This is a genomic window from Kribbella sp. C-35, from assembly GCF_046549195.1.
Classification (GTDB): domain Bacteria; phylum Actinomycetota; class Actinomycetes; order Propionibacteriales; family Kribbellaceae; genus Kribbella.
In genome coordinates this window covers 110,624-130,318 of record NZ_JAJPWG010000001.1, presented here as the reverse complement: position 1 = coordinate 130,318, position 19,695 = coordinate 110,624, and the positions used below count along the sequence as shown (strand labels likewise).

At 69.3% G+C, this 19,695-nt stretch carries 19 protein-coding genes; 12 read left to right on the top strand and 7 right to left on the bottom strand.

Annotated features, from left to right (window positions below; translation table 11 throughout):
* Positions 1 to 78: 78 nt before the first annotated feature.
* Positions 79 to 366 carry a hypothetical protein gene (locus ACLJOO_RS00660; RefSeq protein ID WP_410784778.1) on the bottom strand — a complete coding sequence of 96 codons (288 nt, stop codon included), beginning with the start codon at positions 364 to 366 and terminating at the stop codon, positions 79 to 81.
* A gap of 71 nt (positions 367 to 437) precedes the next feature.
* Here ACLJOO_RS00660 and ACLJOO_RS00655 point away from each other — a divergent pair, with 71 nt between their 5' ends.
* From ACLJOO_RS00655 to ACLJOO_RS00635, 5 genes are all read left to right on the top strand, one after another.
* Complete coding sequence (locus ACLJOO_RS00655; protein ID WP_410784777.1) at positions 438 to 1,406, top strand: response regulator transcription factor; 969 nt, start codon at positions 438 to 440, stop codon at positions 1,404 to 1,406.
* Positions 1,407 to 1,529: 123 nt separating this feature from the next.
* Positions 1,530 to 2,201: a FadR/GntR family transcriptional regulator gene (locus tag ACLJOO_RS00650; protein ID WP_410784776.1), complete on the top strand. Its 672-nt coding sequence runs from the start codon at positions 1,530 to 1,532 to the stop codon at positions 2,199 to 2,201.
* Between the two features lie 15 nt (positions 2,202 to 2,216).
* Positions 2,217 to 2,426 carry a DUF6343 family protein gene (locus ACLJOO_RS00645; RefSeq protein WP_410784775.1) on the top strand — a complete coding sequence of 70 codons (210 nt, stop codon included), beginning with the start codon at positions 2,217 to 2,219 and terminating at the stop codon, positions 2,424 to 2,426.
* 149 nt (positions 2,427 to 2,575) lie between these two features.
* On the top strand, positions 2,576 to 4,156 hold the full coding sequence (locus tag ACLJOO_RS00640; protein WP_410784774.1) for an ABC-F family ATP-binding cassette domain-containing protein: 1,581 nt from the start codon (positions 2,576 to 2,578) through the stop codon (positions 4,154 to 4,156).
* Between the two features lie 90 nt (positions 4,157 to 4,246).
* Positions 4,247 to 6,376, top strand: coding sequence for a heavy metal translocating P-type ATPase (locus tag ACLJOO_RS00635; RefSeq protein WP_410784773.1), 2,130 nt, complete (start codon positions 4,247 to 4,249; stop codon positions 6,374 to 6,376).
* Here ACLJOO_RS00635 and ACLJOO_RS00630 read toward each other — a convergent pair.
* Positions 6,353 to 6,895, bottom strand: coding sequence for a TetR/AcrR family transcriptional regulator (locus ACLJOO_RS00630; RefSeq protein ID WP_410784772.1), 543 nt, complete (start codon positions 6,893 to 6,895; stop codon positions 6,353 to 6,355). The two genes, ACLJOO_RS00635 and ACLJOO_RS00630, sit on opposite strands and share 24 nt — an antisense overlap.
* A gap of 65 nt (positions 6,896 to 6,960) precedes the next feature.
* On the opposite strand from ACLJOO_RS00630, the gene ACLJOO_RS00625 reads away from it, so the two are divergent.
* Positions 6,961 to 7,257 carry a DUF2218 domain-containing protein gene (locus tag ACLJOO_RS00625; RefSeq protein ID WP_410784771.1) on the top strand — a complete coding sequence of 99 codons (297 nt, stop codon included), beginning with the start codon at positions 6,961 to 6,963 and terminating at the stop codon, positions 7,255 to 7,257.
* 45 nt (positions 7,258 to 7,302) lie between these two features.
* Here the strand turns inward: ACLJOO_RS00625 and ACLJOO_RS00620 are convergent, their stop codons facing one another.
* Both ACLJOO_RS00620 and ACLJOO_RS00615 read right to left on the bottom strand, forming a co-directional pair.
* Complete coding sequence (locus ACLJOO_RS00620) at positions 7,303 to 7,914, bottom strand: DUF305 domain-containing protein (RefSeq protein ID WP_410784770.1); 612 nt, start codon at positions 7,912 to 7,914, stop codon at positions 7,303 to 7,305.
* 49 nt (positions 7,915 to 7,963) lie between these two features.
* Complete coding sequence (locus tag ACLJOO_RS00615) at positions 7,964 to 8,329, bottom strand: DUF6153 family protein (protein WP_410784769.1); 366 nt, start codon at positions 8,327 to 8,329, stop codon at positions 7,964 to 7,966.
* A 122-nt stretch (positions 8,330 to 8,451) separates the two neighbouring features.
* On the opposite strand from ACLJOO_RS00615, the gene ACLJOO_RS00610 reads away from it, so the two are divergent.
* The 6 genes from ACLJOO_RS00610 (at position 8,452) to ACLJOO_RS00585 (ending at position 16,459) form a co-directional block, all read left to right on the top strand.
* On the top strand, positions 8,452 to 9,798 hold the full coding sequence (locus ACLJOO_RS00610) for a purine-cytosine permease family protein (RefSeq protein ID WP_410784768.1): 1,347 nt from the start codon (positions 8,452 to 8,454) through the stop codon (positions 9,796 to 9,798).
* Positions 9,799 to 9,822: 24 nt separating this feature from the next.
* Positions 9,823 to 11,394 carry a hydantoinase/oxoprolinase N-terminal domain-containing protein gene (locus ACLJOO_RS00605; protein WP_410784767.1) on the top strand — a complete coding sequence of 524 codons (1,572 nt, stop codon included), beginning with the start codon at positions 9,823 to 9,825 and terminating at the stop codon, positions 11,392 to 11,394.
* Positions 11,395 to 11,503: 109 nt separating this feature from the next.
* Positions 11,504 to 12,571 carry a DUF917 domain-containing protein gene (locus ACLJOO_RS00600; RefSeq protein ID WP_410784766.1) on the top strand — a complete coding sequence of 356 codons (1,068 nt, stop codon included), beginning with the start codon at positions 11,504 to 11,506 and terminating at the stop codon, positions 12,569 to 12,571.
* Positions 12,568 to 13,677: a DUF917 domain-containing protein gene (locus tag ACLJOO_RS00595; RefSeq protein WP_410784765.1), complete on the top strand. Its 1,110-nt coding sequence runs from the start codon at positions 12,568 to 12,570 to the stop codon at positions 13,675 to 13,677. The genes ACLJOO_RS00600 and ACLJOO_RS00595 overlap by 4 nt, the downstream gene beginning before the upstream one ends.
* Before the next feature lie 149 nt (positions 13,678 to 13,826).
* On the top strand, positions 13,827 to 14,897 hold the full coding sequence (locus ACLJOO_RS00590) for a DUF917 domain-containing protein (RefSeq protein WP_410784764.1): 1,071 nt from the start codon (positions 13,827 to 13,829) through the stop codon (positions 14,895 to 14,897).
* Complete coding sequence (locus ACLJOO_RS00585) at positions 14,894 to 16,459, top strand: PucR family transcriptional regulator (protein WP_410784763.1); 1,566 nt, start codon at positions 14,894 to 14,896, stop codon at positions 16,457 to 16,459. The genes ACLJOO_RS00590 and ACLJOO_RS00585 overlap by 4 nt, the downstream gene beginning before the upstream one ends.
* On the opposite strand, the gene ACLJOO_RS00580 is transcribed toward ACLJOO_RS00585, so the two are convergent.
* The 3 genes from ACLJOO_RS00580 to ACLJOO_RS00570 are packed head-to-tail and all read right to left on the bottom strand — an operon-like array spanning position 16,449 to position 19,473.
* Positions 16,449 to 17,411, bottom strand: a complete 963-nt coding sequence (locus tag ACLJOO_RS00580; protein ID WP_410784762.1) for an aldo/keto reductase — start codon at positions 17,409 to 17,411, stop codon at positions 16,449 to 16,451. The genes ACLJOO_RS00585 and ACLJOO_RS00580 overlap by 11 nt on opposite strands.
* The gene (locus ACLJOO_RS00575) at positions 17,411 to 18,160 is read right to left on the bottom strand and encodes an SDR family NAD(P)-dependent oxidoreductase (protein ID WP_410784761.1); all 750 of its coding nucleotides are present in this window, start codon (positions 18,158 to 18,160) and stop codon (positions 17,411 to 17,413) included. The genes ACLJOO_RS00580 and ACLJOO_RS00575 overlap by 1 nt, the downstream gene beginning before the upstream one ends.
* Entirely contained in the window at positions 18,157 to 19,473 is a 1,317-nt protein-coding gene (locus ACLJOO_RS00570; RefSeq protein ID WP_410784760.1) for an L-fuconate dehydratase, read from the bottom strand. The genes ACLJOO_RS00575 and ACLJOO_RS00570 overlap by 4 nt, the downstream gene beginning before the upstream one ends.
* Positions 19,474 to 19,695: the final 222 nt, after the last annotated feature.

Sequence of the window (19,695 nt, the reverse complement as noted above, 5' to 3'; positions counted from 1 at the left end):
GGGGGTGTCTGATGGTTCCACGCCTACTGCGGGGCACTCGGCACCTCCTCGCGACGGCGTGGAACCATCAGACACCCCCTAGGCGGTCGCCTCCTCGAGCGTCCGCAGCTCGGGGGCGGCGTGGGTGCTGGAGACGGCGGCGGAGAGTGGGGTCTGCCAGATCTTCTCCAGGACCTGGACGAAGGCGGTGGCGTCCTCGCGGGTGTCGAAGTCGAGGTCGATGTGGACCGTGGCGGGGTCGTCGACGGGACGGCTGATGCGGTACGCGAGCACGTGGTGGTCGCGGCGGGCGCGGTCGTAGCGGTCGAAGGCCGCCTTCCACGCGTCGTAGTCGGCGATGGTGTTCTCGATGTGCAGTGTGATCATGCGATCAGCGTGAGCCTGCCCGGTGGTGCCGGCCCATCCCCGATCCTGGGGATCTTTCGTACGCTCACGGTGTGCGGGATCGGGTGGAACGGCTGTGTTCCGGCACGCTCGACGCGAAGGCGCTGCGCGAGCGGGCGCTGACCGAGCTGCGGCGTGCGGTGCCGTTCGACGCCTATGTCTGGACTCTCACCGACCCGATCACCCGGATCGGCACCTCACCTCTGGCCGACATCCCAGGCCTGTCCTGGCCGGACCTTCCCGCTCTCATCCAGTCGCGGTACCTGCGCTGGACCAACCTCCGCGTTGATACCGGCCCAGTCGTATGGCGTCGTACGGACGACGTCGAGGTGTTGACGGCCGTGTTCGCCGACCGCTTCGGCTGGTGGGCCTGGTTGGACCTTTGGCGCACGAGCAGCTCACCCTTCACGTCGACCGAACGCGAGCTGGTCGCGTCCGTCGTACCGGCGCTGACCACCGCCCTCCGAAGCGCTCAGGCACGAACCTTCACCGCGCCGGTCCCGCCTCCATCTGGCGGGCCGGCCGTTCTGGTTCTTGGCGCGGATCTGCAGGTCCAGGTCGGCACGCCCGCGGCCCGCGATGCCCTTCATCGGTTGAACCCGCCGGACGATCCGGCCGTAGTCGAGCAGGCGATCCCGGCGGCGGCGTACAACCTGGCGGCAGCGCTCGTTGCTGCCGAGAACGGCGTACCGATCGGGCCGCCGTGGTCACGCGTCCACCTGGGCGCCGGCCGTTGGGTCACCCTCCGCGCCGCCCGCACCGCACCCGACTCCGACATCGCGGTCACCATCGAGGAGTCGACCCCGGCCGAACGCCTGGAAGTCTTCGCGCTCGCGCACGCCCTGACGCCTCGCGAACGCGAGATCCTCGTCGAACTGACCACCGGCGCCGACTCTCGCCACCTCGCCCAGCGCCTGTTCCTCTCCGAACACACCGTCAACGACCACGTCAAGGCGATCCTGGCCAAGACCGGCGCACCGACCCGGCCCACCCTGCTCGCCCGGGTTGCCGGGACGGGGTGATGTACCTAAGAACAGGAGGTGGTGGGGGAAATCGGCCTGGCGGCGGCCTGCCTCAGGCGGGAGGGGCTCGTCGGGCGAGGACTACTACCTGTTCTTAGGCTCGCCTGGCGTCATACTGAACGGATGGCGTTGACGGATGAGGCGATCGTCAAGATCAAGGGGATGATCACCTCGGGGGAGCTCGGTCCGGGTGACCGGTTGCCGAAGGAGGCGGATCTCGCGGCTCGGCTGGGGTTGTCGCGGAACTCGCTGCGTGAGGCGGTCAAGGCGCTGACGCTCGTCAACGTGCTGGACGTCCGGCACGGCGACGGGACGTACGTGACCAGCCTCGACTCGGCGCATCTGCTGGACGCGCTGAACTTCATGGTCGACCTGCACCGCGACGACTCGGTGCTGCAGTTCTTCGAGGTACGGCGCTTGCTCGAGCCCGGTGTGGCGGCGCTGGCCGCGACCCGGATCAGCGCCGAACAGGTCAAAGAACTGCGCTTGCTGACGAGCGATCTGGCGCCGGATGCTTCGGTGGAGGAGTTGGTCGCGAACGATCTGCGGTTCCATCGCGGGATCGCCGAGGCGACCGGGAACCAGGTGGTCTGCTCGCTGCTCGACGGGATCTCCGGCGCGACCCAGCGGGCCCGGATCTGGCGCGGCGTCACCCAGGCCGGCGCGGTCGAGCGCACGCTCGCCGAACACGCCGCGATCCTGGACGCCATCGAGATCCGCGACGCCGAGGCGGCCCGCGCCTGGATGACCGCCCACATCGCCGGCGTCGAAACCTGGCTCCGCAAGGCCTCCTAGGAGTACATCGGAGGTATGGCCTTCGAACCACCTCCACCTCGTAGCGCGTTGACGCTGCGGATCGTCTTGTCCGCGTTCGGGGTGGTGCTGTTCGTGGCGTCGACGTGGTTGGCGGTCCTGTACGACCTGCCGGGTGGGTGGGTGATCGCGTTCGGGGCGCTCGCCGTGGTCGCGCTGGTCGATCTGGTGGTCGTTGCCCGGCGCAAGCGTTCGGAAAATGGTTGATCAAGCCAACCGGGATCCGTAAGCTTGGGGAGTCACATTCCCGAGGGCAGGGGTTCGAGTTGTCGAACTGAGGTCTTTCTCCGCAACCGATTGATCGCCACCGTTCTGGTGTGCGGTCTCGTTCGAGACCTCCGCAGGAGTCGACACTCATGAGCATTTCCCTGTCCTGTACCGACCTCTTCTTCGCCTGGCCCGACGGCGAGGTGCAGTTCGACGGCCTGACGTTCGTCGCCGGCCCGGTCCGCTCCGGCCTGGTCGGCCGCAATGGCACCGGCAAGTCGACGCTGCTCCGGCTGATCGCCGGCCGGCTCACCCCGCAGCGCGGGGCGATCCGGGTCAGCGGCGAGCTCGGGTACCTGCCGCAGGACCTGACCCTCGACACCTCGTTGCGGGTCGACCAGGCGCTCGGCATCGAGGATGTCCGGAAGGCGATCACCGCGATCGAGTCCGGCGACGCCTCGGAGGAGAACTTCGCGATCGTCGGCGACGAGTGGGACGTCGACGAACGCGCCGAGGCCCTGCTCGGCAAGCTAGGGCTGGGCGCGATCGGCCTCGACCGCAGCGTGGGCGAGCTGTCCGGCGGCGAGACGATCCTGCTCGGGCTCGCGGCCGAGTTGCTGCGGCGTCCCGACGTACTGCTGCTCGACGAGCCGACCAACAACCTCGACCTGCGGGCGCGGCGGCATCTGTACGACGCCGTGGACCAGTTCCGCGGTGCGTTGGTGATCGTCAGCCACGATCGCGAGCTGCTGGATCGCGTCGACCAGATCGGGGACCTGCGGAAGGGCGAGGTCACCTGGTACGGCGGGAACCTGACCGCGTACGAGGAGGCGGTCGCGGTCGAGCAGGAGGCCGCGGAGCGGATGCTGCGGGCGGCCGAGGCCGACGTACGGAAGCAGAAGAAGGATCTCGTCGAGGCGCGGATGAAGATGGATCAGCGCCGCGCACGAGGCCAGCGTGCCTTCGAGCAGGGCGGGATCCCGAAGATCATCGCGGGCGGGTTGAAACGGTCCGCCCAGGTGTCGGCGGGTAAGCATCTCGGGATGCAGTCCGAGCGGCTCGACTCGGCGCAGGAGGCGCTCGCGGACGCGGAGGAGAAGGTCCACGACGACGACGCGATCCGGGTCGATCTGCCGAAGACCGCCGTACCTGCTGGGCGCGTCGTGCTTCGGCTGGAGGATCACGTACTGCGGACCGGGGCGCACGTCGACCTGGAGATCCGCGGTCCGGAGCGGATCGCGCTGACCGGGTCGAACGGCGCCGGGAAGACCACGCTGCTGCAGTCGATCGTGGCGGGGGAGTTGCCGGTTGTGCCGTTCCGGTATCTGCCGCAGCGGCTCGATCTGCTGCGGGACGACCTGTCGATCGTGGACAACCTGGCGTTGCTGGCTCCGAGTACGGAGAACCAGGAGCGGCGGGCGCGGCTGGCGCGGTTCCTGTTCCGCGGGCGGGCGGCGGATCAGTTCGTCAGCACGCTGTCCGGTGGCGAACGCTTCCGGGCGACGCTGGCGGCACTGCTGCTCGCGGAACCGCCGCCGCAGTTGCTGATGCTGGACGAGCCGACGAACAACCTCGATCTGGCCAGTGTGGCGCAGTTGAAGGATGCGTTGGCGTCGTACAACGGAGCGCTCGTGATCGCCAGTCACGACGTGCCGTTCCTGCGGGACATCGGCATCACTCGGTGGGTCGAGCTGACGCCGGAGACGCTGACCGACATCGATCCGCTGTAGACGGGTTCAGGGGTTAGCCCCGTCACCTTTGGGTGGCGGGGCTTTTCCATACCTTGATTTCTGATACCCCCTAGGGGTATCTTCCGAGGTATGAGCGAGCACGAGCAGCACGGACACGGCGGTCACGAGGACCACATGGACCACGGTGGCCACGGCGGGCACGGTGAGCATGGTGGTCACGGGGATCATGCGGCGCAGTTCAAGGACCGGTTCTGGATCAGCTTGGCGCTGGCGGTGCCGGTGGTGTTCTTCAGTGAGATGTTCGCGGACCTGCTGGGGTACATGAGGCCCGACTTCCCCGGCGCAGGGCTGATCGCGCCGGTGCTCGGCACGGTGATCTTCGCGTACGGCGGGCAGCCGTTCCTGACCGGTGGCTGGAGCGAACTGAGGTCGCGGCGCCCCGGGATGATGCTGCTGATCTCGATGGCGATCACGGTCGCGTTCGTCGCCTCGTGGGTGACCACGCTGCAGCTCGGCGGGTTCGACCTGGACTTCTGGTGGGAGCTCGCGCTGCTGATCGTGATCATGCTGCTCGGGCACTGGCTGGAGATGCGGGCGCTCGGCGCGGCGTCCGGTGCGCTCGACGCATTGGCGGCGCTGCTGCCGGACTCGGCCGAGAAGGTGACCGACAACGGGGTCGTCGAGGTGTCGCTGCACGAACTGCAGACCGGCGACGTCGTATTGGTGCGCTCCGGCGGGCGTGTGCCGGCGGACGGCACCGTGGTCGAGGGCCAGGCCGAGGTGGACGAGTCGATGATCACCGGCGAATCGCGGCCGGTGTCGCGGGCCGTCGGTGACGCAGTGGTCGCGGGAACTGTCGCCACCGACAATGCTCTGCGAGTCGAGATCACCGCGGTCGGCGACGACACGGCACTGGCCGGCATTCAACGGTTGGTGGCCGAGGCGCAGGCCTCGTCGTCCCGTGCACAGGCGCTGGCGGATCGCGCCGCCGCGTTCCTCTTTTACTTCGCGTCGATCGCCGGCCTGATCACGTTCGTGGTCTGGGCGTTGCTCGGCAAGTTCGACGAGGCTGTGACGCGAACTGTGACCGTCCTGGTGATCGCCTGCCCGCATGCCCTCGGGCTGGCCATCCCGCTGGTGATCGCGATCTCCACGGAGCGGGCGGCGAAGGCCGGCGTACTCGTGAAGAACCGGTTGGCGCTGGAGCGGATGCGGACGATCGACGCGGTCCTGTTCGACAAGACCGGCACGTTGACCAAGGGCGAGCCGGCCGTCATGGGGGTCGCGACTGTCGGAGAGGTGTCGCACGACGAGTTGCTGGAGTTGGCCGCTGCGGTGGAGGCGGACAGCGAACACCCGTTGGCGAAGGCGATCGTGCGGGCGGCTGACGCCCAAGTCAGTGTGCGGGTCGGCGACGGCCGCGTAGAAGGTGGTGTGCAGGAGCGTGGAGTTGCCGGGGGCAACGGTCGGCTCGTGGCGTCTGGCTTCCGGTCGTTGACTGGGCGGGGCGTGCAGGCTGTGGTTGAGGGCGCTGAGGTTGCGGTTGGCGGGCCGGCGTACCTGCGGGAGAGCGGGTTGGTTGAGCCGGATGAGCTGGCGGCGGAGGTCGACGGGTGGAAGGCTCGCGGGGCCGCGGTGCTGCATGTGGTTCGGGACGGGCAGGTGCTGGGTGCAATCGCGCTCGAGGACGAGGTCCGCGAAGAGTCCCGGCAGGCGGTCGCGGCGCTGCACAAGCGTGGCGTGAAGGTCGCGATGATCACCGGCGACGCACACCAGGTCGCTGACGCGGTGGCGAAGGAGTTGGGTATCGACGAGGTGTTCGCCGAAGTGCTGCCGCAGGACAAGGACGCCAAGGTCGCGGAGCTCCAGGCTCGCGGGCTGAAGGTCGCGATGGTCGGTGACGGGGTGAACGACGCGCCGGCGCTGGCTCGGGCCGAGGTCGGGATCGCGATCGGCGCCGGCACCGACGTCGCGATCGAGTCCGCCGGCGTCGTCCTCGCCGCCGACGACCCGCGCGCTGTCCTCTCGGTCATCGACCTGTCCAAGGCGAGCTACCGCAAGATGTGGCAGAACCTCGTCTGGGCCACCGGCTACAACGTGATCACGGTCCCGCTCGCCGCCGGAGTCCTCGCCTTCGCCGGGGTGGTCGTTTCACCGGCCGTCGGCGCGCTCCTGATGTCGATCTCCACGATCGTCGTAGCTCTCAACGCCCAACTGCTCCGCCGGCTCAACCTCTCACCCACCCGGTTGGCCGCGTAGCCCGTCCAACGTGACCTGCACGAGGCGCCGTACCGCCGCTTTCGACGGTACGGCGCCTGCTGCTTGGAGAGCGTGCACGCAGTACGTCGCCAACTCCTTCGGCGGTACGTCGACGCGCACCTCACCCAGTCGCTCCGCGATGAACTCCACCAGGTGCTCGCGGGCGTGACTGACGTGCTCCGATCGGTGCAGGTCCCTCGCATCGGATGCTGGGTGCTCGTAACAGATGAAGGCATACGACTCCAGGACGTCGTCGATCCGGCCGGTCCGCTCCCAGATCTCGTGCAGCTGCTGGAGATGGTCGGCAACCTGGCGCTGATGCCATGCGATCAGGATCGACTCGACGTCGGCGAAGTACTTGTACAGCGTCGCCCGCCCGACGCCCGCTCGCTGCGCAACCTCCGCCATCGTCACACCAGTCAGCCCGCGCTCGGCGACCACGGCCGCGGCGGCGTCGAGTACGGCGTCCCGCACCGCCTCCCGATGCGTTGCGATGCTGTCGTTCCACAACTTCGGCATGGCTGGATTCTAGCTGGACAGTCTGCCTATGATCGAGACACAGTGTCTCGAAAAAGGAGGATGCCGTGGCGGCTCTCGAAGCGCGGCTCGGTACGGCGCGTGCGGATCGGTATCTCGCCCAGCTGACGAGCCATATGGCGCACGGCCCGGGCGGGTTGAAGGTGCTGTCCACGTCAGCCGAGGAGCTGGTCGTCGACCTCGGCACGGCGACCTGGTCGGTACGTGCTGCGCCTCAGGAGTTGGTGCTGCGGGTCGAGGCGGAGGACGCGGTCGAGCTCGAGCAGCAAAGTACACGCGTGGCGCATCGGGTCGAGCAGATTGCGCGACGCGACGGGTTGCAGGTCGTCTGGCAGCAGGCCTGAAGCGCTGATGGGTCGAGTCGCAGGACCCGACCCATCAGCAAATGGTCAGGCGGTCGGCAGCCTGCCGAGGAGCCTTTGCATGGTGGCGATCTCGGTCGTCTGAGCCGTCTGGATCTTCTTCGCAAGGGCGATCGAGGCGGCGTCCTTGCCGGCGGTTTGTTCGGTCTTGGCCATCGCGACCGCGCCTTGATGATGCTTGATCATCATCTCGACCCACATCCGGTCGAACATGCTGCCGGTCGCCCGGTTCAGGTCGTCCATCTCCTGCGGGCTCATCATCCCGGTCATCGTGTGACCGCTGTGCTCGTTCGGCGTCGGCACCGGCTTGCCCCAGCCGGTCAGCCACCCGGAGAGTTGCTCGATCTCCGGCGCCTGCGCGGCCTTGATCGCGGTCGCGAGGGTCTTCACCTCCGCGGTCGTTGCCTTCCGCAACGCCAGGTCCGCCATCGTCACGGCCTGCTGGTGGTGCGGGATCATCTGCGTCGCGAACGCCACATCCGCGTCGTTGACAGCAGCCGCGGCCGATGCCGGCGTACTCGGACTGCCGTGGCTCATCCCCGGCATCGAGCCGGCGTCCGAGTCACCACAGCCGGCGACGCCGAACACGGCGGCGAGCAGAGCGGCCGAAGCCGCGGTCGTACGGTAGACGTGCGTCATCACATTTCCTCTGTCGATGGTGGGTACGGCGAAACAGGCGCACGTCGGCCTATATGCGCAGTACACCCAACGACGACAGCGCCACCCGCGGCGGCGACCGTTCACCCACCACGAACCGTGCACCCACGGTGGGAACCCGCACGGCCCGCCAGACCAGCAGGCTCCGCAGACCCAGCAGCAAGGCGAGCAGCAACAGGAGCCCGGTCAGCACAGCCATACACGCACCGGCCATGTCGTGCGCCTCGTCAACCGGCGCGACGTGAAGGGCTGCCGGGTCGGCGGCCGGCTCGGTGTGCGTCATCACCGGCTCGGGCATCGCCATCGTGGTGTCGTGGTGCGACGTCAATCCGTGCATGGCGAAAACGCCGGCGACTACTGTGAGTACGCCGAGCAACCGCAGCATGCGACCGGCCATCGCGACAAGGGTAGCGAGCTGGGCCGGTTGCACAGTCAGCACCCACCGGGTGTGCAGATTCCACGGTGAGGCCCGGGAGCAACCGTCGTACGTTCGGTGAAATCCCAGGGCTGGAGGTTTCCATGGCCGGTACATCTGTTGGTGCGGACGACTACGCGCTCGCCAGGGTCCCTGACCACGCGCGGTACTCGTGGTGGTCGGTCGCGACCCAGCGCTTCGGGCAGATCTCGGCGCTCAGCCAGTTCCTGCTCGGCGCGACGCTCGGGTTCGGGATGAGTTTCTGGTCCGCGTTCTGGGCGCTCACGCTCGGCGCAGTGGTGCTCGAACTGGTCGCGATCCTGATCGGCATCATCGGTGCCCGGGAAGGGCTGCAGACCTCGGTGATCGCGCGCTGGACCGGATTCGGTCAGGCGGGCTCGTCGCTGATCGGCCTGGCAATCGGGATCAGCCTGATCGGGTGGTTCGGCATCCAGTCCGCGGTGTCCGCGGCGGGTTTGAGCCAGCTGGTCGGCGTACTCCCGACCTGGGGCTGGTCGCTCGTCTTCGGCCTCGCCGTCACGCTCGTCGTCCTGCGCGGCTTCCACTCGATGGCCTGGGTCGCCTACGTGACCGTCCCGGCCTTCCTGATCCTCGTCGGCTGGTCGATCATCAGTGAGCTGTCCGACCACAGCTTCGGCTCGCTGGTCAACGCCGCACCGGCCGGTCCGCACCTGAGTCTGCTGGAGGGTACGACGCTGGTCGCCGGCGGATTCATCGTCGGCGCAGTGATCACGCCGGACATGACCCGCTACAACCGGACGGTCGGCGATGTGGTCAAGCAGACCGTGCTCGGCATCACCCTCGGCGAGTACGTGATCGGTCTGGTCGGCGTACTGCTGGCGCACGCGATCGGCTCGGCGAACGTGGTCACCATCGTCACCTCGTCGGTCGGCTGGGTCGGCACGCTGGTGATCATCCTCGGCACGATCAAGATCAACGACTGGAACCTCTACAGCTCCGGCCTCGGTGTCGTGAACTTCATCGGCACCGTGTTCGGCCGGCACGTCAACCGGGCGGCCGTCACGCTCGTCGTCGGTGTCCTCGGCAGTGTGCTCGCGGCCGGCGGGATCCTGGACAAGTTCACCGACTTCCTGATCGTGCTCGGGGTCGCGTTCCCGCCGATCGCCGGGATCATGGTCGCGGAGTACTTCGTGGTGAAGCGCTGGCGCCCCGACCTCGAGGCCTCCCGCGCGAGCGGCACACTGCCCGCGACCGCCCCGACCTGGGTACCGGCCACGATCGTGATCTGGATCGGCGCCGCGCTGATCGGCAAGTACGTCGCGTGGGGCCTGCCGAGCATCAACTCGCTCGTCGTCGGCTTCCTGGCGTACGTCGTGGCGGGCAAGCTCGGCCTGATCCGCGGCCTCGGGACGAGCCGCACGATGGACAGCGAGCCGGCCGGCGTCACCGCCGTACCCGCGACCAACTGAGTGTCACCAACGGGAGGATCTGGAATGCGTATCGGCATCGATGTCGGCGGCACGAACACCGACGCCGTGCTGCTGGACGGCACCGGCGGCGATGTTCGGGTGCTGGCGGCGAACAAGTCGGCGACCAGCGCGGATGTGACGGCCGGCATCATCGACACCCTGGACCGGCTGCAGGCGGAGCGATCCTTCGACCCGGCGCAGGTGCAGGCCGTGATGATCGGCACCACGCACTTCATCAACGCACTGATCGAGGCCCGGCGGCTGGCGCCGACCGCGGCGCTGCGGCTCGGACTGCCCGCCACCGCGTCGCTGCCGCCGCTGGTCGACTGGCCCGAGCGGCTGGTCGAGGCGATCAGCGGCCGCAGCTACCTGGCGCACGGCGGTCACGAGTTCGACGGCCGGCACATCGCCGAGCTGGACCCGGACGAGCTGCGCCGGCACGCGGGCGACATGGTGCAGCACGGCGTACGGTCGGTGGCGATCTCGTCGGTGTTCTCGCCGGTGAGCAACGAGTTCGAGCTGCGCGCGGCCGAGATCCTGCGGGCCGAGCTCGGCGACGACGTGGCGATCTCGATGTCGCACGAGATCGGCCGGATCGGCCTGCTGGAGCGGGAGAACGCGACCATCATCAACGCCGCGTTGCGCGAGCTGGCCGCGTCGATCGTCGATGGACTGGCCGGCGCCGTCGCGGGTCACGGCATCGCGGCGCCGCTGTACCTGAGCCAGAACGACGGCACCTTGATGGACGTCGACTTCGCCCGCCGGTACCCGGTCGCCACGTTCGCGTCCGGCCCGACCAACTCGATGCGCGGCGCGGCCCTGCTGTCCGGACTCGACACGTGCGCGGTCGTCGACGTCGGCGGTACGACGAGCGATGTCGGCGTACTCACCCACGGCTTCCCGCGGGAGGCGACGACCGAGGTCGACGTGGCGGGCGTGCGGACCAACTTCCGGATGCCCGACGTACTCAGCATCGGGATCGGCGGCGGCAGCCTGGTGGCCGAAGGCAACGACCAGGTGACTGTGGGGCCGCGGTCGGTCGGCTACCGGTTGACCGAGGAAGCGCTCGTCTTCGGCGGCAAGACGCTGACCGCGACGGACATCGCGGTCGCGGCCGGCCGGGCTGTCGTGGGCGACGCGGAAGCGGTCGCGGATCTGGATCCGACGCTGGTGAAGTCGGCTCTGGCGCGCGTGGCTGCGGACATCGCGGACGCGGTGGAGCGGATGCGTACGTCGCCGGACCCGCTGCCGGTGGTGGCGGTCGGCGGTGGGTCGATCCTGCTGCCGGACGATCTTCCCGGGAGTCTCGCGGTACACCGGCCGGATCATTTCGCCGTCGCGAACGCGATCGGTGCCGCGATCGCGCAGGTCGGCGGCGAGGTCGACCGGGTGTACGCGATCGACCCGGGCCGCCGGGACGCCGTGGTCGACGAGGCGCGGCAGGAGGCCGTCGACCGCGCGATCGCGGCCGGCGCCGATCCCGCGGCCGTGCGGATCGTGGACTTCGACGAGGTCCCGATCCCGTACCTCCCCGGCAACGCCACCCGCATCCGCTGCAAGGCGGTCGGCGATCTCCGTCTGGGGGCCGCGTCATGAGCACCGACCTCCAGGCCATCACAAATGCGCCGCGAGCGACCGGCCCCGCGGGACGGGCGGCGGATCAAGCAATTGTGATGGGCTGGGCGTCCGGGGTGGAGTGGTTGCGATGAAGCTGCGCGCTGAAGACTTGGGGGCGCTCGCCCGCGGTGCCGCCGTGCTGGGCACCGGGGGCGGCGGGGACCCGCACATCGGGCGGCTGCTGGCCCAGCAGGCGTTGCGTGAGCACGGCCCGGTCGAGATCGTTGCTGTCGGCGACCTTCCGGACGACGCGTGTGTGCTGCCGGTGGCGATGATGGGTGCGCCGACCGTGATGGTGGAGAAGCTGCCGTCGGCCGACCAGATCTCGGTCGCGGTGCAGACGCTCGCGAAGTACGTCGGGAAGACGCCGACGCACCTGGCCTGTATCGAGGCCGGCGGGGTCAACTCGACCGTCCCGGTGATCGCCGCCGCGCAACTCGGACTGCCGCTGGTGGATGGCGACGGCATGGGCCGCGCGTTCCCCGAACTCCAGATGGTGCTGCCGACGCTCGCCGGCATCGAGGCGACGCCGATGTCGATCGTCGACGAGAAGGGCAACCGCGGCGTCTTCGACACGATCACCAACGAGTGGGCCGAGCGACTGGCCCGCTCGGCGACCATCGACATGGGCTGCTCGGCAATCGTCTCGCTGTACGCGATGACCGGCGCGGACGCCCGCGGCTCGTTCGTCGCCGGCACCCTCAGCAAGTGCGTGACGATCGGCCGCGCCATCGAACAGGCCCAGCGGGCGCACACCGATCCGGTCGCGGCGGTCGTGGAGGAGCTGGGCGGGCGGCTGCTGCACGTGGGCAAGGTCGTCGACGTGCAACGCCGTACGACGACCGGCTTCGCGCGTGGTGACGCGGCGGTCGACGGGCTGGACGCCTCACACGGCCGGCTGCTGGTGCTGCGGTTCCAGAACGAGCACCTGGTCGCGGAGCTCGACGGTACGGCGGTGGCGAGCACACCGGACCTGATCATCGTGCTCGACACCGAGTCCGGCGAGCCGATCACCACCGAGGCGCTGCGCTACGGCCACCGGGTCAGCGTGCTCGCCGCACCGGCCGACGAACGCTGGCATTCGCCGGAAGGCATCGAGCTGGTCGGCCCGCGCTACTTCGGCTACGACCTCGACCCGATCCGGGCACTGGCATGAGCTGGCAACTCGGTCTCGAGCACTTGAAGGACCTCGCCCGCGGGGCGGCGATCCTCGGGACCGGCGGCGGCGGTGATCCGCTGATCGGGCGGCTGCTCGTCGAGCAGGCGATCCGTGAGCACGGCCCGATCACGGTGCTCGATCCGGATGAGCTGGACGACGACGCGCTCGTCATCCCGACCGCGCAGATGGGCGCGCCGACCGTGATCGTCGAGAAGATCCCGCGCGGCAGCGAACCGGTCGGCGCCCTGCGCGCACTCGAGAAGCATCTCGGCCGCCGCGCCGACGCGACGATGCCGATCGAGTGCGGCGGCATCAACTCGATGATCCCGCTGCTCGTCGCCGCGCGCACCGGGCTGCCGGTCGTCGACGCGGACGGGATGGGCCGGGCGTTCCCTGAACTGCAGATGGAGACGTTCTCGGTGTACGGCGTACCCGGGTCGCCGATGGCGATCGCCGGCGAACACGACGAGACCGTGGTGATCGACACCGGCGCGGACAACAAACAGATGGAGTGGCTGGCGCGCGGGATCACCATCCGGCTCGGCGGGGTCGCGCACATCGCGGAGTACTCGATGACGGGCGCCGAGGTGAAGCGGACCGCCGTACCGCGGACGCTGTCGCTCGGGTTGTCGATCGGGCGCGCGGTCCGGGAGGCGCGGGCGGCGCACGAGGATCCGATCGAGGCTCTCCGGGCTGCGCTGGCGCCGACGCTCTACAACCACCTAAGGGTGCTGTTCCGCGGGAAGGTCGTCGACGTGGAACGCCGTACCCTCGAAGGCTTCGCGCGCGGGCGTGCACGCTTCACCGGGTACGACGGGACGTCGCAGCTCGAACTGCGCTTCCAGAACGAGAACCTGGTCGCGGAGGTCGACGGTGAGGTGGTGTGCACCGTGCCGGACCTGATCTGCGTACTGGAGGCGGACACCGCGGAGCCGATCACGACGGAAGGCCTGCGCTACGGCCAGCGCGTGACCGTGGCGGGCATCTCGACCCCTGATCTGATGCGGACACCCGAGGCGCTGGCGGTCTTCGGACCGGCATGCTTCGGGTTGGACGTCGCCTTCAGCCCCGTCGAGCGCCGTACCGAGGCCCTCGCCCTCTGACCCTCGGCCCGCCGCGTTGACCCCTCCACGGCGGGCCGAGGTTCCACCCCGGACGTCCCGCACTCATCAACCTCCCTTCGCGCGGGCTCGCCCGGCTCATTTGGCGCGTTTGCTGAGTGCTGCAGGTCCGCCAGTGGCAGGATCCCCTCATGGGAACGGTCATCCGGGAGCACGACCTGGGGGCGCTGGTTGTCGGGGTCACGCTGCTCGGCTCCGGTGGTGGCGGGGACACGGGTGCGTTCGGCCGGATGCTGCGTCGCCGGCTCGGTGCGGGCGAGTTGGTACTGCGGGACGCCGCGGACGTGCCTGGTGTGTCGGTGAGTCCGATCGGTGTGGTCGGCGCGACCAGTGTGCTGATGGAGAAGCTGCCCGGTGGTGGTGAGTTCGACGCGGCGGTGCGGGCGGTCAGCCGGTGGACAGGTACCGAGGTCACCGGGCTGATGTCGCTGGAGGCCGGTGGGCTCAACGGGCTGACACCGTTGATTGCCGCGCTGGATCTGGGCCTCCCGGTAGTCGATGCGGACCTGATGGGACGGGCCTTGCCGCGGCTCGACCAGTTCTCGTGGGCGGTGGCCGGCCGCTCGCTCACTCCTTGTGCGCTGAGTGAGCCGAGCGGTCAGGTGATCGTCGTGGACAACGTCGACGCCGCCGGTCTCGAACGAGCAGTGCGCAGCTTCGTCGCCCACACCGGCGGGTGGGCGGTGCTGGCACTGGCACCGACTCCGGTGGAGGCTGCGGCGGCGGACGCGGTGCAGGGCAGCTTGACTCGGGCACTTGCACTCGGCCGAGCCCACGCCGGCCTTGAGCCTGGCGCCGCACCGGCTGTTGTTGCCGAGGGTCTCGGCGGACGGTTGCTGGGCTCCGGTCGCGTCGAGGAGGTCGCTCGCCACCTCATCGGCGACGGTGGCGCCGCGTTCGGTCGCGGGAGTGTCTGCGTCGTCGATGCCGGCAGTCGCGCGGTCATCCGGATCGAGACTGAGAACGAGTACCTGCTCGCACTGGTCGACGGCACGCCCGTGGTCACCACACCGGACCTGCTCTGCGTCCTGGACCGACGTACCCTCCAGCCCATCGCTGTGGACGCCATCCGCACCGGTGACGAGGTGGTGATCGTGGCGCTTCCCGGGCCTACCTGGTGGCGGCGGGCCGACCGAATCACCCACGTCGGACCTCAAGCGTTCGGGCTGGCGTGCGCCCCACAACTCCTGGAAGCGTCGTGAGAGACCTGGCGCCAACGCTGGCCGCGATGCTCAGCTCACCCGGCTGGAGCGACGTGGTCGTGCTCGCCGCCCCGCTCACCGCACTCGCCGCCGCGGAGGCTGCTGGTTCGGGGCCTCGCCTGACTGGGTCCCGGGTGGTGCTGGAGGTGGCTGCTCACCCGGAGTCGCTCGACGGGCAGTTGCTCGTCGTACTGCTGGCGGATGACCACACCGACTGGCGGATCGACGCTCTGATCAGTAGGGCGTCGGCGGCGGGCGCAGGTGCCCTGCTGCTGGCAGGTGTGGAGCCGTTGGGGCGTGGGGCTCAGCTGCTGGCGGAGCGGGTGCAACTGCCGGTGCTGGGTTGCTCGGATCCGCTCGCAGCACATGAGTACCTGCGACGCGTGACAGCCGATCCAGAGGTAGTGCGGTCGGACCTGGTGCTGCGGGCGGTCGCAGCGTTGCGGCGCGCGGACGGTGATCTCACCTCGGTACTGCGGACAACGTCCGACGTACTGGAACGCCCTGTCACGTTGGCCGGAGCTGACGGCGGCACGTTGGCCGGGGAGCCGTTGGAGGGTGGTGAGCGTACGGCGTTGGTCGCTGCGTTGCCGCGCGTACCGGTGGCGTGGGCTGCGCCGTACCGGGTTGATCTGCCGAGTGGTGCGGTGTTGATCGCGGTTGCTGTGGTCGGTGTGGGGCCGGTGTGCTGGTTGGTCGCGCGGCTGCCCGGTGTGGTGCCGGCTGAGGTTGCCGCCGTACCTGATGTGCTCAGCGTCGTGGCACCGGCTGTGGGGGAGCGGTTGGCGTTGCGCCGGCTGGAGCTGGAGCGGGATGCCCGTCAACGTACGTCGTTGCTCGGTGAACTCCTGCACGGCGAGCCGTCCGAGGCGACGCGGCGGCGCGCAGTGGATCTCGGATGGCAGCTCGACGGGTGGCACACGGGCATCCGGATCGGCGCCGAGGGCCAAGTAGACGTTGCGGGTCGGCGGGCCGATGTGGTGGAGGCGTTCGACGCTGAAGGGCTGCGGGCGGTTGTGGTGGAGCAGGGTGATGGTTGGTCCGCGTGGATCACCGCCGTAAGCGAACCGACCGCGACTGAGGTCCAGCAGCAGGCTGCGGCGATCCGTCGCGTGCAGCGTCGGTTGGTGCAGACGGTGGATACGTACGTCGGAGTCGGGCGAGTGCAGCCTGGGCCGAGTGGAATCGCCACGACGCTGGCTGAGGCTGGTGACGCGGCCGGTCTGGCGCGCGGGCGGGCGGAAACGGGTCGCTTCCTCCATGTGGATCGGCTGGGCCTGGCGCAACTCCTGCTGGCCTGGACCCGGACCGACACGTTCCAGCCCGCTGCCCAGGCGCTGCTGGCTCCCATCAAGGACCAGCCCGGCGACCTGGTCACCACACTTGCCGTCTACCTGGACACCGAGTCGTCCCTGGCCGAAACCGCCGCAGTACTAGGCATCCACCGCAACACAGCAGCAGCCCGCATCACCAAGATCCAGCACCTCCTAGGCGTAGACCTAACCAACCCAGACGAACGCCTAGCCCTACACCTAGCCTCCCGCACCACCCCTACGGAGTAGGTGCGTCCTCGCGCAGGAGGCCTGCTGACTTGAGGTCTGACCAGAGGCCGGTGGGGACCTCTGTGCGGGCTAGGGCTGCGTTGGTGTGGACCTCTTCTGCGGTGCGGCAGCCGACGGCGGTGCCTGCTACTGCTGGGTGGAAGAGTGGGAAGGCGAGGGCTGCGGCGGGGAGTGTGGTGCCGTGGGACTCGCACACGTCCGCGAGCTTGTTGGCTTTGTCGATCAGTGTCTGCGCCGCGGGCTCGTAGTTGAACGTGGTCCCGGCCGCGGGTCGCGGCTGCGACATCAGCCCCGAGTTGAAGATGCCCACGGCAACGACCTGGACGTCGTTCTCCAGGCACGCCGGCAGTACGTCGTCCAGACCGTCCGGATCGATCAACGTGTACCGGCCGGCCAGCATGATCACGTCGATGTCGACCTCCCGCACGAACCTCGTCAGCATCGCCGACTGGTTCATCCCGGACCCGATCGCGCCGATCACGCCCTGCTCGCGCAGCTCGATCAGCGTCGGGAACGCGGTCGCGACCGTCTCCTCGAAGTGGTCGTCCGGATCGTGCACGAACACCACGTCCAGCCGATCGGTCCCGATCCGCCGCAACGAGTCCTCGATGCTCCGCAGTACGCCGTCACGCGAGAAGTCCCACCGCCGCCGGCGCGTCGTACTGACCTCGAAGCCCTCGTCGTCCGTCGCGGCGTCGGAGGCCTCGTAGATGATCCGGCCGACCTTGCTCGACAGCACGTACTCGTCGCGCGGCTTGTCCCGCAGCGCCGTACCGAGTCGTTCCTCGGCCAGCCCAAGTCCGTAGTGCGGGGCGGTGTCGAAGTACCGCCACCCCTCGTCCCACGCGGCGTTCACGGCCGCAGCGGCATCGGCCTCGTGCACCTCGCCGAGCAGATTGCCCAGCGGCGCACTGCCGAGCCCGACGCGCTGACCTTCCGGAAAGATCCTCATCAGCGGGCCGCCGGAAGCCGCAGGTTCTGCATCCCGCCGTCGACCGCCACCGCCGTACCCGTGGTGGATCCGGACAACGGGCTCGCCAGGTACGCGATCGCCTGGGCGACCTCCTCGGCCGACACCAGGCGGCCCATCGGCTGGCGCGCCTCGAGGGCCGCACGCTCCGCGGCTGGGTCCGCCGCGACGTCGAGCAGACGTCCGACCCACGGTGTGTCCGCCGTACCCGGGTTCACGCAGTTCACCCGGATCCCTTCCCGCACGTGGTCCGCGGCCATCGCCATCGTCAGCGCCAGGACGGCGCCCTTGCTGGCCGAGTACAGCGCGCGGTTCGGCAGGCCGGCAGTGGCCGCGATCGAACAGGTGTTGACGATGGCCGCCGCGGAAGACTTCCGCAGGTGCGGCAGCGCGGCCCGCGTCACGCGCGCGATCCCGACCACGTTCACGTCCAGCACGCGGTGCCATTCGTCGTCGCCGTTCGCGGTCACGTTGCCCTGTGCGCCGATGCCGGCGTTGTTCACCACGATGTCGATCCCGCCGAGCTGCAGCGCTGCCGCGGCGACCGCGTCCCGCACCGAGCCGTCGTCGGTGACGTCCGCGGCGATCCCGGTCAGCGGCTCGGCGACCTCCGGCTTCAGGTCGAACACGACCACCTGGGCGCCCCGGGAGGCGAGCAGCTGGGCGGCCGCGAGCCCGATCCCCGAGGCGCCTCCGGTGACAACCGCGCGGAGGCCGGCGAAATCAGTCACTTCTTCTCCTTGTTCAGGTCGGTCCAGATCTTGCCACCCGGGAACCGGAAGTCGGTCAGCGTCTCAGCGTCCATCTCGGCGCCGAACCCGGGCCGCACCGGTGCCACGTAGTGTCCGTCCCGGATCACCACCGGGTCCAGGAAGTGCTCGTGCAGGTGGTCGACGTACTCGATCACCCGGTCGTCCAGCGCACCGCTCACCGCGACATAGTCGAACATCGACAGGTGCTGGACCAGCTCACACAGTCCTACCCCGCCCGCGTGCGGGCACACCGGTACGCCGAACTTCGCCGCCAGCAGCAGGTTCGCGATGTTCTCGTTGACGCCCGCGACCCGGGCCGAGTCGAGCTGCAGGACCGACAGCGCCTCGGCCTGGAGCAGCTGTTTGAACACGATCCGGTTCTGCACGTGCTCACCGGTCGCGACCTTGATCGGCGCGATCGCCTTCGCGATGGCGGCGTGCCCGAGGATGTCGTCCGGGCTGGTCGGTTCCTCCACCCACCAGACGTCGTACGGCGCGAGGGCCTCGATCCAGGTGATCGCCTCGGCGACGTCCCAGCGCTGGTTCGCGTCGACCGCGATCCGGATGTCCGGGCCGACCGCCTCGCGGGCCAGTTGCATCCGGCGGATGTCGTCGTCCAGGTTCGCGCCGACCTTGAGCTTGATCTGCGTGAACCCCTCGGCGACCGCCTCGTGGCACAACCGGACCAGCTTCGCGTCGTCGTACCCGAGCCAGCCGGGAGTCGTCGTGTACGCCGGGTAGCCGCGCTCCCGGAGTACCGCTTCCCGGTCGACGCGACCGCCCTCGGCCTTGCGTAGGATGTCCAGCGCCTCGTCGCGGGTGAGCGCGTCGGTCAGGTACCGGAAGTCGACCAGGTCGACGATCTGCTCCGGGGTCAGGTCGGACAGCAGCTTCCACAGCGGTACGCCGGCGCGCTTGGCGGCGAGGTCCCACACCGCGTTGACGACCGCGCCGATCGCCATGTGCATGACGCCCTTCTCCGGGCCCAGCCAGCGCAGCTGCGAGTCGTGCACGAGCGACTTCCAGAACCCGCCGAGGTCGTTCAGCGTGGCGTCCAGGTCGAGCCCGAGGACGTGGTCGCGGAGCGCCTCGATCGCCGCGGTCTCGACGTCGTTGCCCCGGCCGATCGTGAACGCGAACCCGTGCCCCTCGAGCCCGTCGCCGGCGTCCGTCCGCAGGATCACGTACGCCGCGGAGTAGTCCGGGTCGGTGTTCATCGCGTCGGAGCCGTCCAGGTCCAGCGACGTGGGGAAACGGACGTCGTACGTCTCGAACTCGGTGAATCGTGGCATCGAGGACCCGATCTGCTGCGTGGGCGGACTGTCGGGACGAATCCTATAGGATATGGGGCTCCCGCGATAGGTGGACATGGATCGCCAGGCAGGCAGAACCCCGGATTTCGCGCCCGTCGGGGGCCTGAGGCGGGGTTGTGCCTGCGCGGCGGTCCGCCCCGTACAGTCGGTCCCGTGAACACGGGTGACGGAGTGCTGCGCCTGGGCAACCGGTCCTTCGGG

Coding starts and splice junctions, on each gene's coding strand:
- ACLJOO_RS00660 (WP_410784778.1), bottom strand. CDS start 366: ATGATCACACTGCACATCGAGAACACCATCGCCGACTACGACGCGTGG.
- ACLJOO_RS00590 (WP_410784764.1), top strand. CDS start 13,827: ATGGGAACGGTCATCCGGGAGCACGACCTGGGGGCGCTGGTTGTCGGG.
- ACLJOO_RS00580 (WP_410784762.1), bottom strand. CDS start 17,411: ATGAGGATCTTTCCGGAAGGTCAGCGCGTCGGGCTCGGCAGTGCGCCG.
- ACLJOO_RS00595 (WP_410784765.1), top strand. CDS start 12,568: ATGAGCTGGCAACTCGGTCTCGAGCACTTGAAGGACCTCGCCCGCGGG.
- ACLJOO_RS00605 (WP_410784767.1), top strand. CDS start 9,823: ATGCGTATCGGCATCGATGTCGGCGGCACGAACACCGACGCCGTGCTG.
- ACLJOO_RS00630 (WP_410784772.1), bottom strand. CDS start 6,895: ATGCCGAAGTTGTGGAACGACAGCATCGCAACGCATCGGGAGGCGGTG.
- ACLJOO_RS00650 (WP_410784776.1), top strand. CDS start 1,530: ATGGCGTTGACGGATGAGGCGATCGTCAAGATCAAGGGGATGATCACC.
- ACLJOO_RS00640 (WP_410784774.1), top strand. CDS start 2,576: ATGAGCATTTCCCTGTCCTGTACCGACCTCTTCTTCGCCTGGCCCGAC.
- ACLJOO_RS00615 (WP_410784769.1), bottom strand. CDS start 8,329: ATGGCCGGTCGCATGCTGCGGTTGCTCGGCGTACTCACAGTAGTCGCC.
- ACLJOO_RS00600 (WP_410784766.1), top strand. CDS start 11,504: ATGAAGCTGCGCGCTGAAGACTTGGGGGCGCTCGCCCGCGGTGCCGCC.
- ACLJOO_RS00610 (WP_410784768.1), top strand. CDS start 8,452: ATGGCCGGTACATCTGTTGGTGCGGACGACTACGCGCTCGCCAGGGTC.
- ACLJOO_RS00635 (WP_410784773.1), top strand. CDS start 4,247: ATGAGCGAGCACGAGCAGCACGGACACGGCGGTCACGAGGACCACATG.
- ACLJOO_RS00570 (WP_410784760.1), bottom strand. CDS start 19,473: ATGCCACGATTCACCGAGTTCGAGACGTACGACGTCCGTTTCCCCACG.
- ACLJOO_RS00620 (WP_410784770.1), bottom strand. CDS start 7,914: ATGACGCACGTCTACCGTACGACCGCGGCTTCGGCCGCTCTGCTCGCC.
- ACLJOO_RS00645 (WP_410784775.1), top strand. CDS start 2,217: ATGGCCTTCGAACCACCTCCACCTCGTAGCGCGTTGACGCTGCGGATC.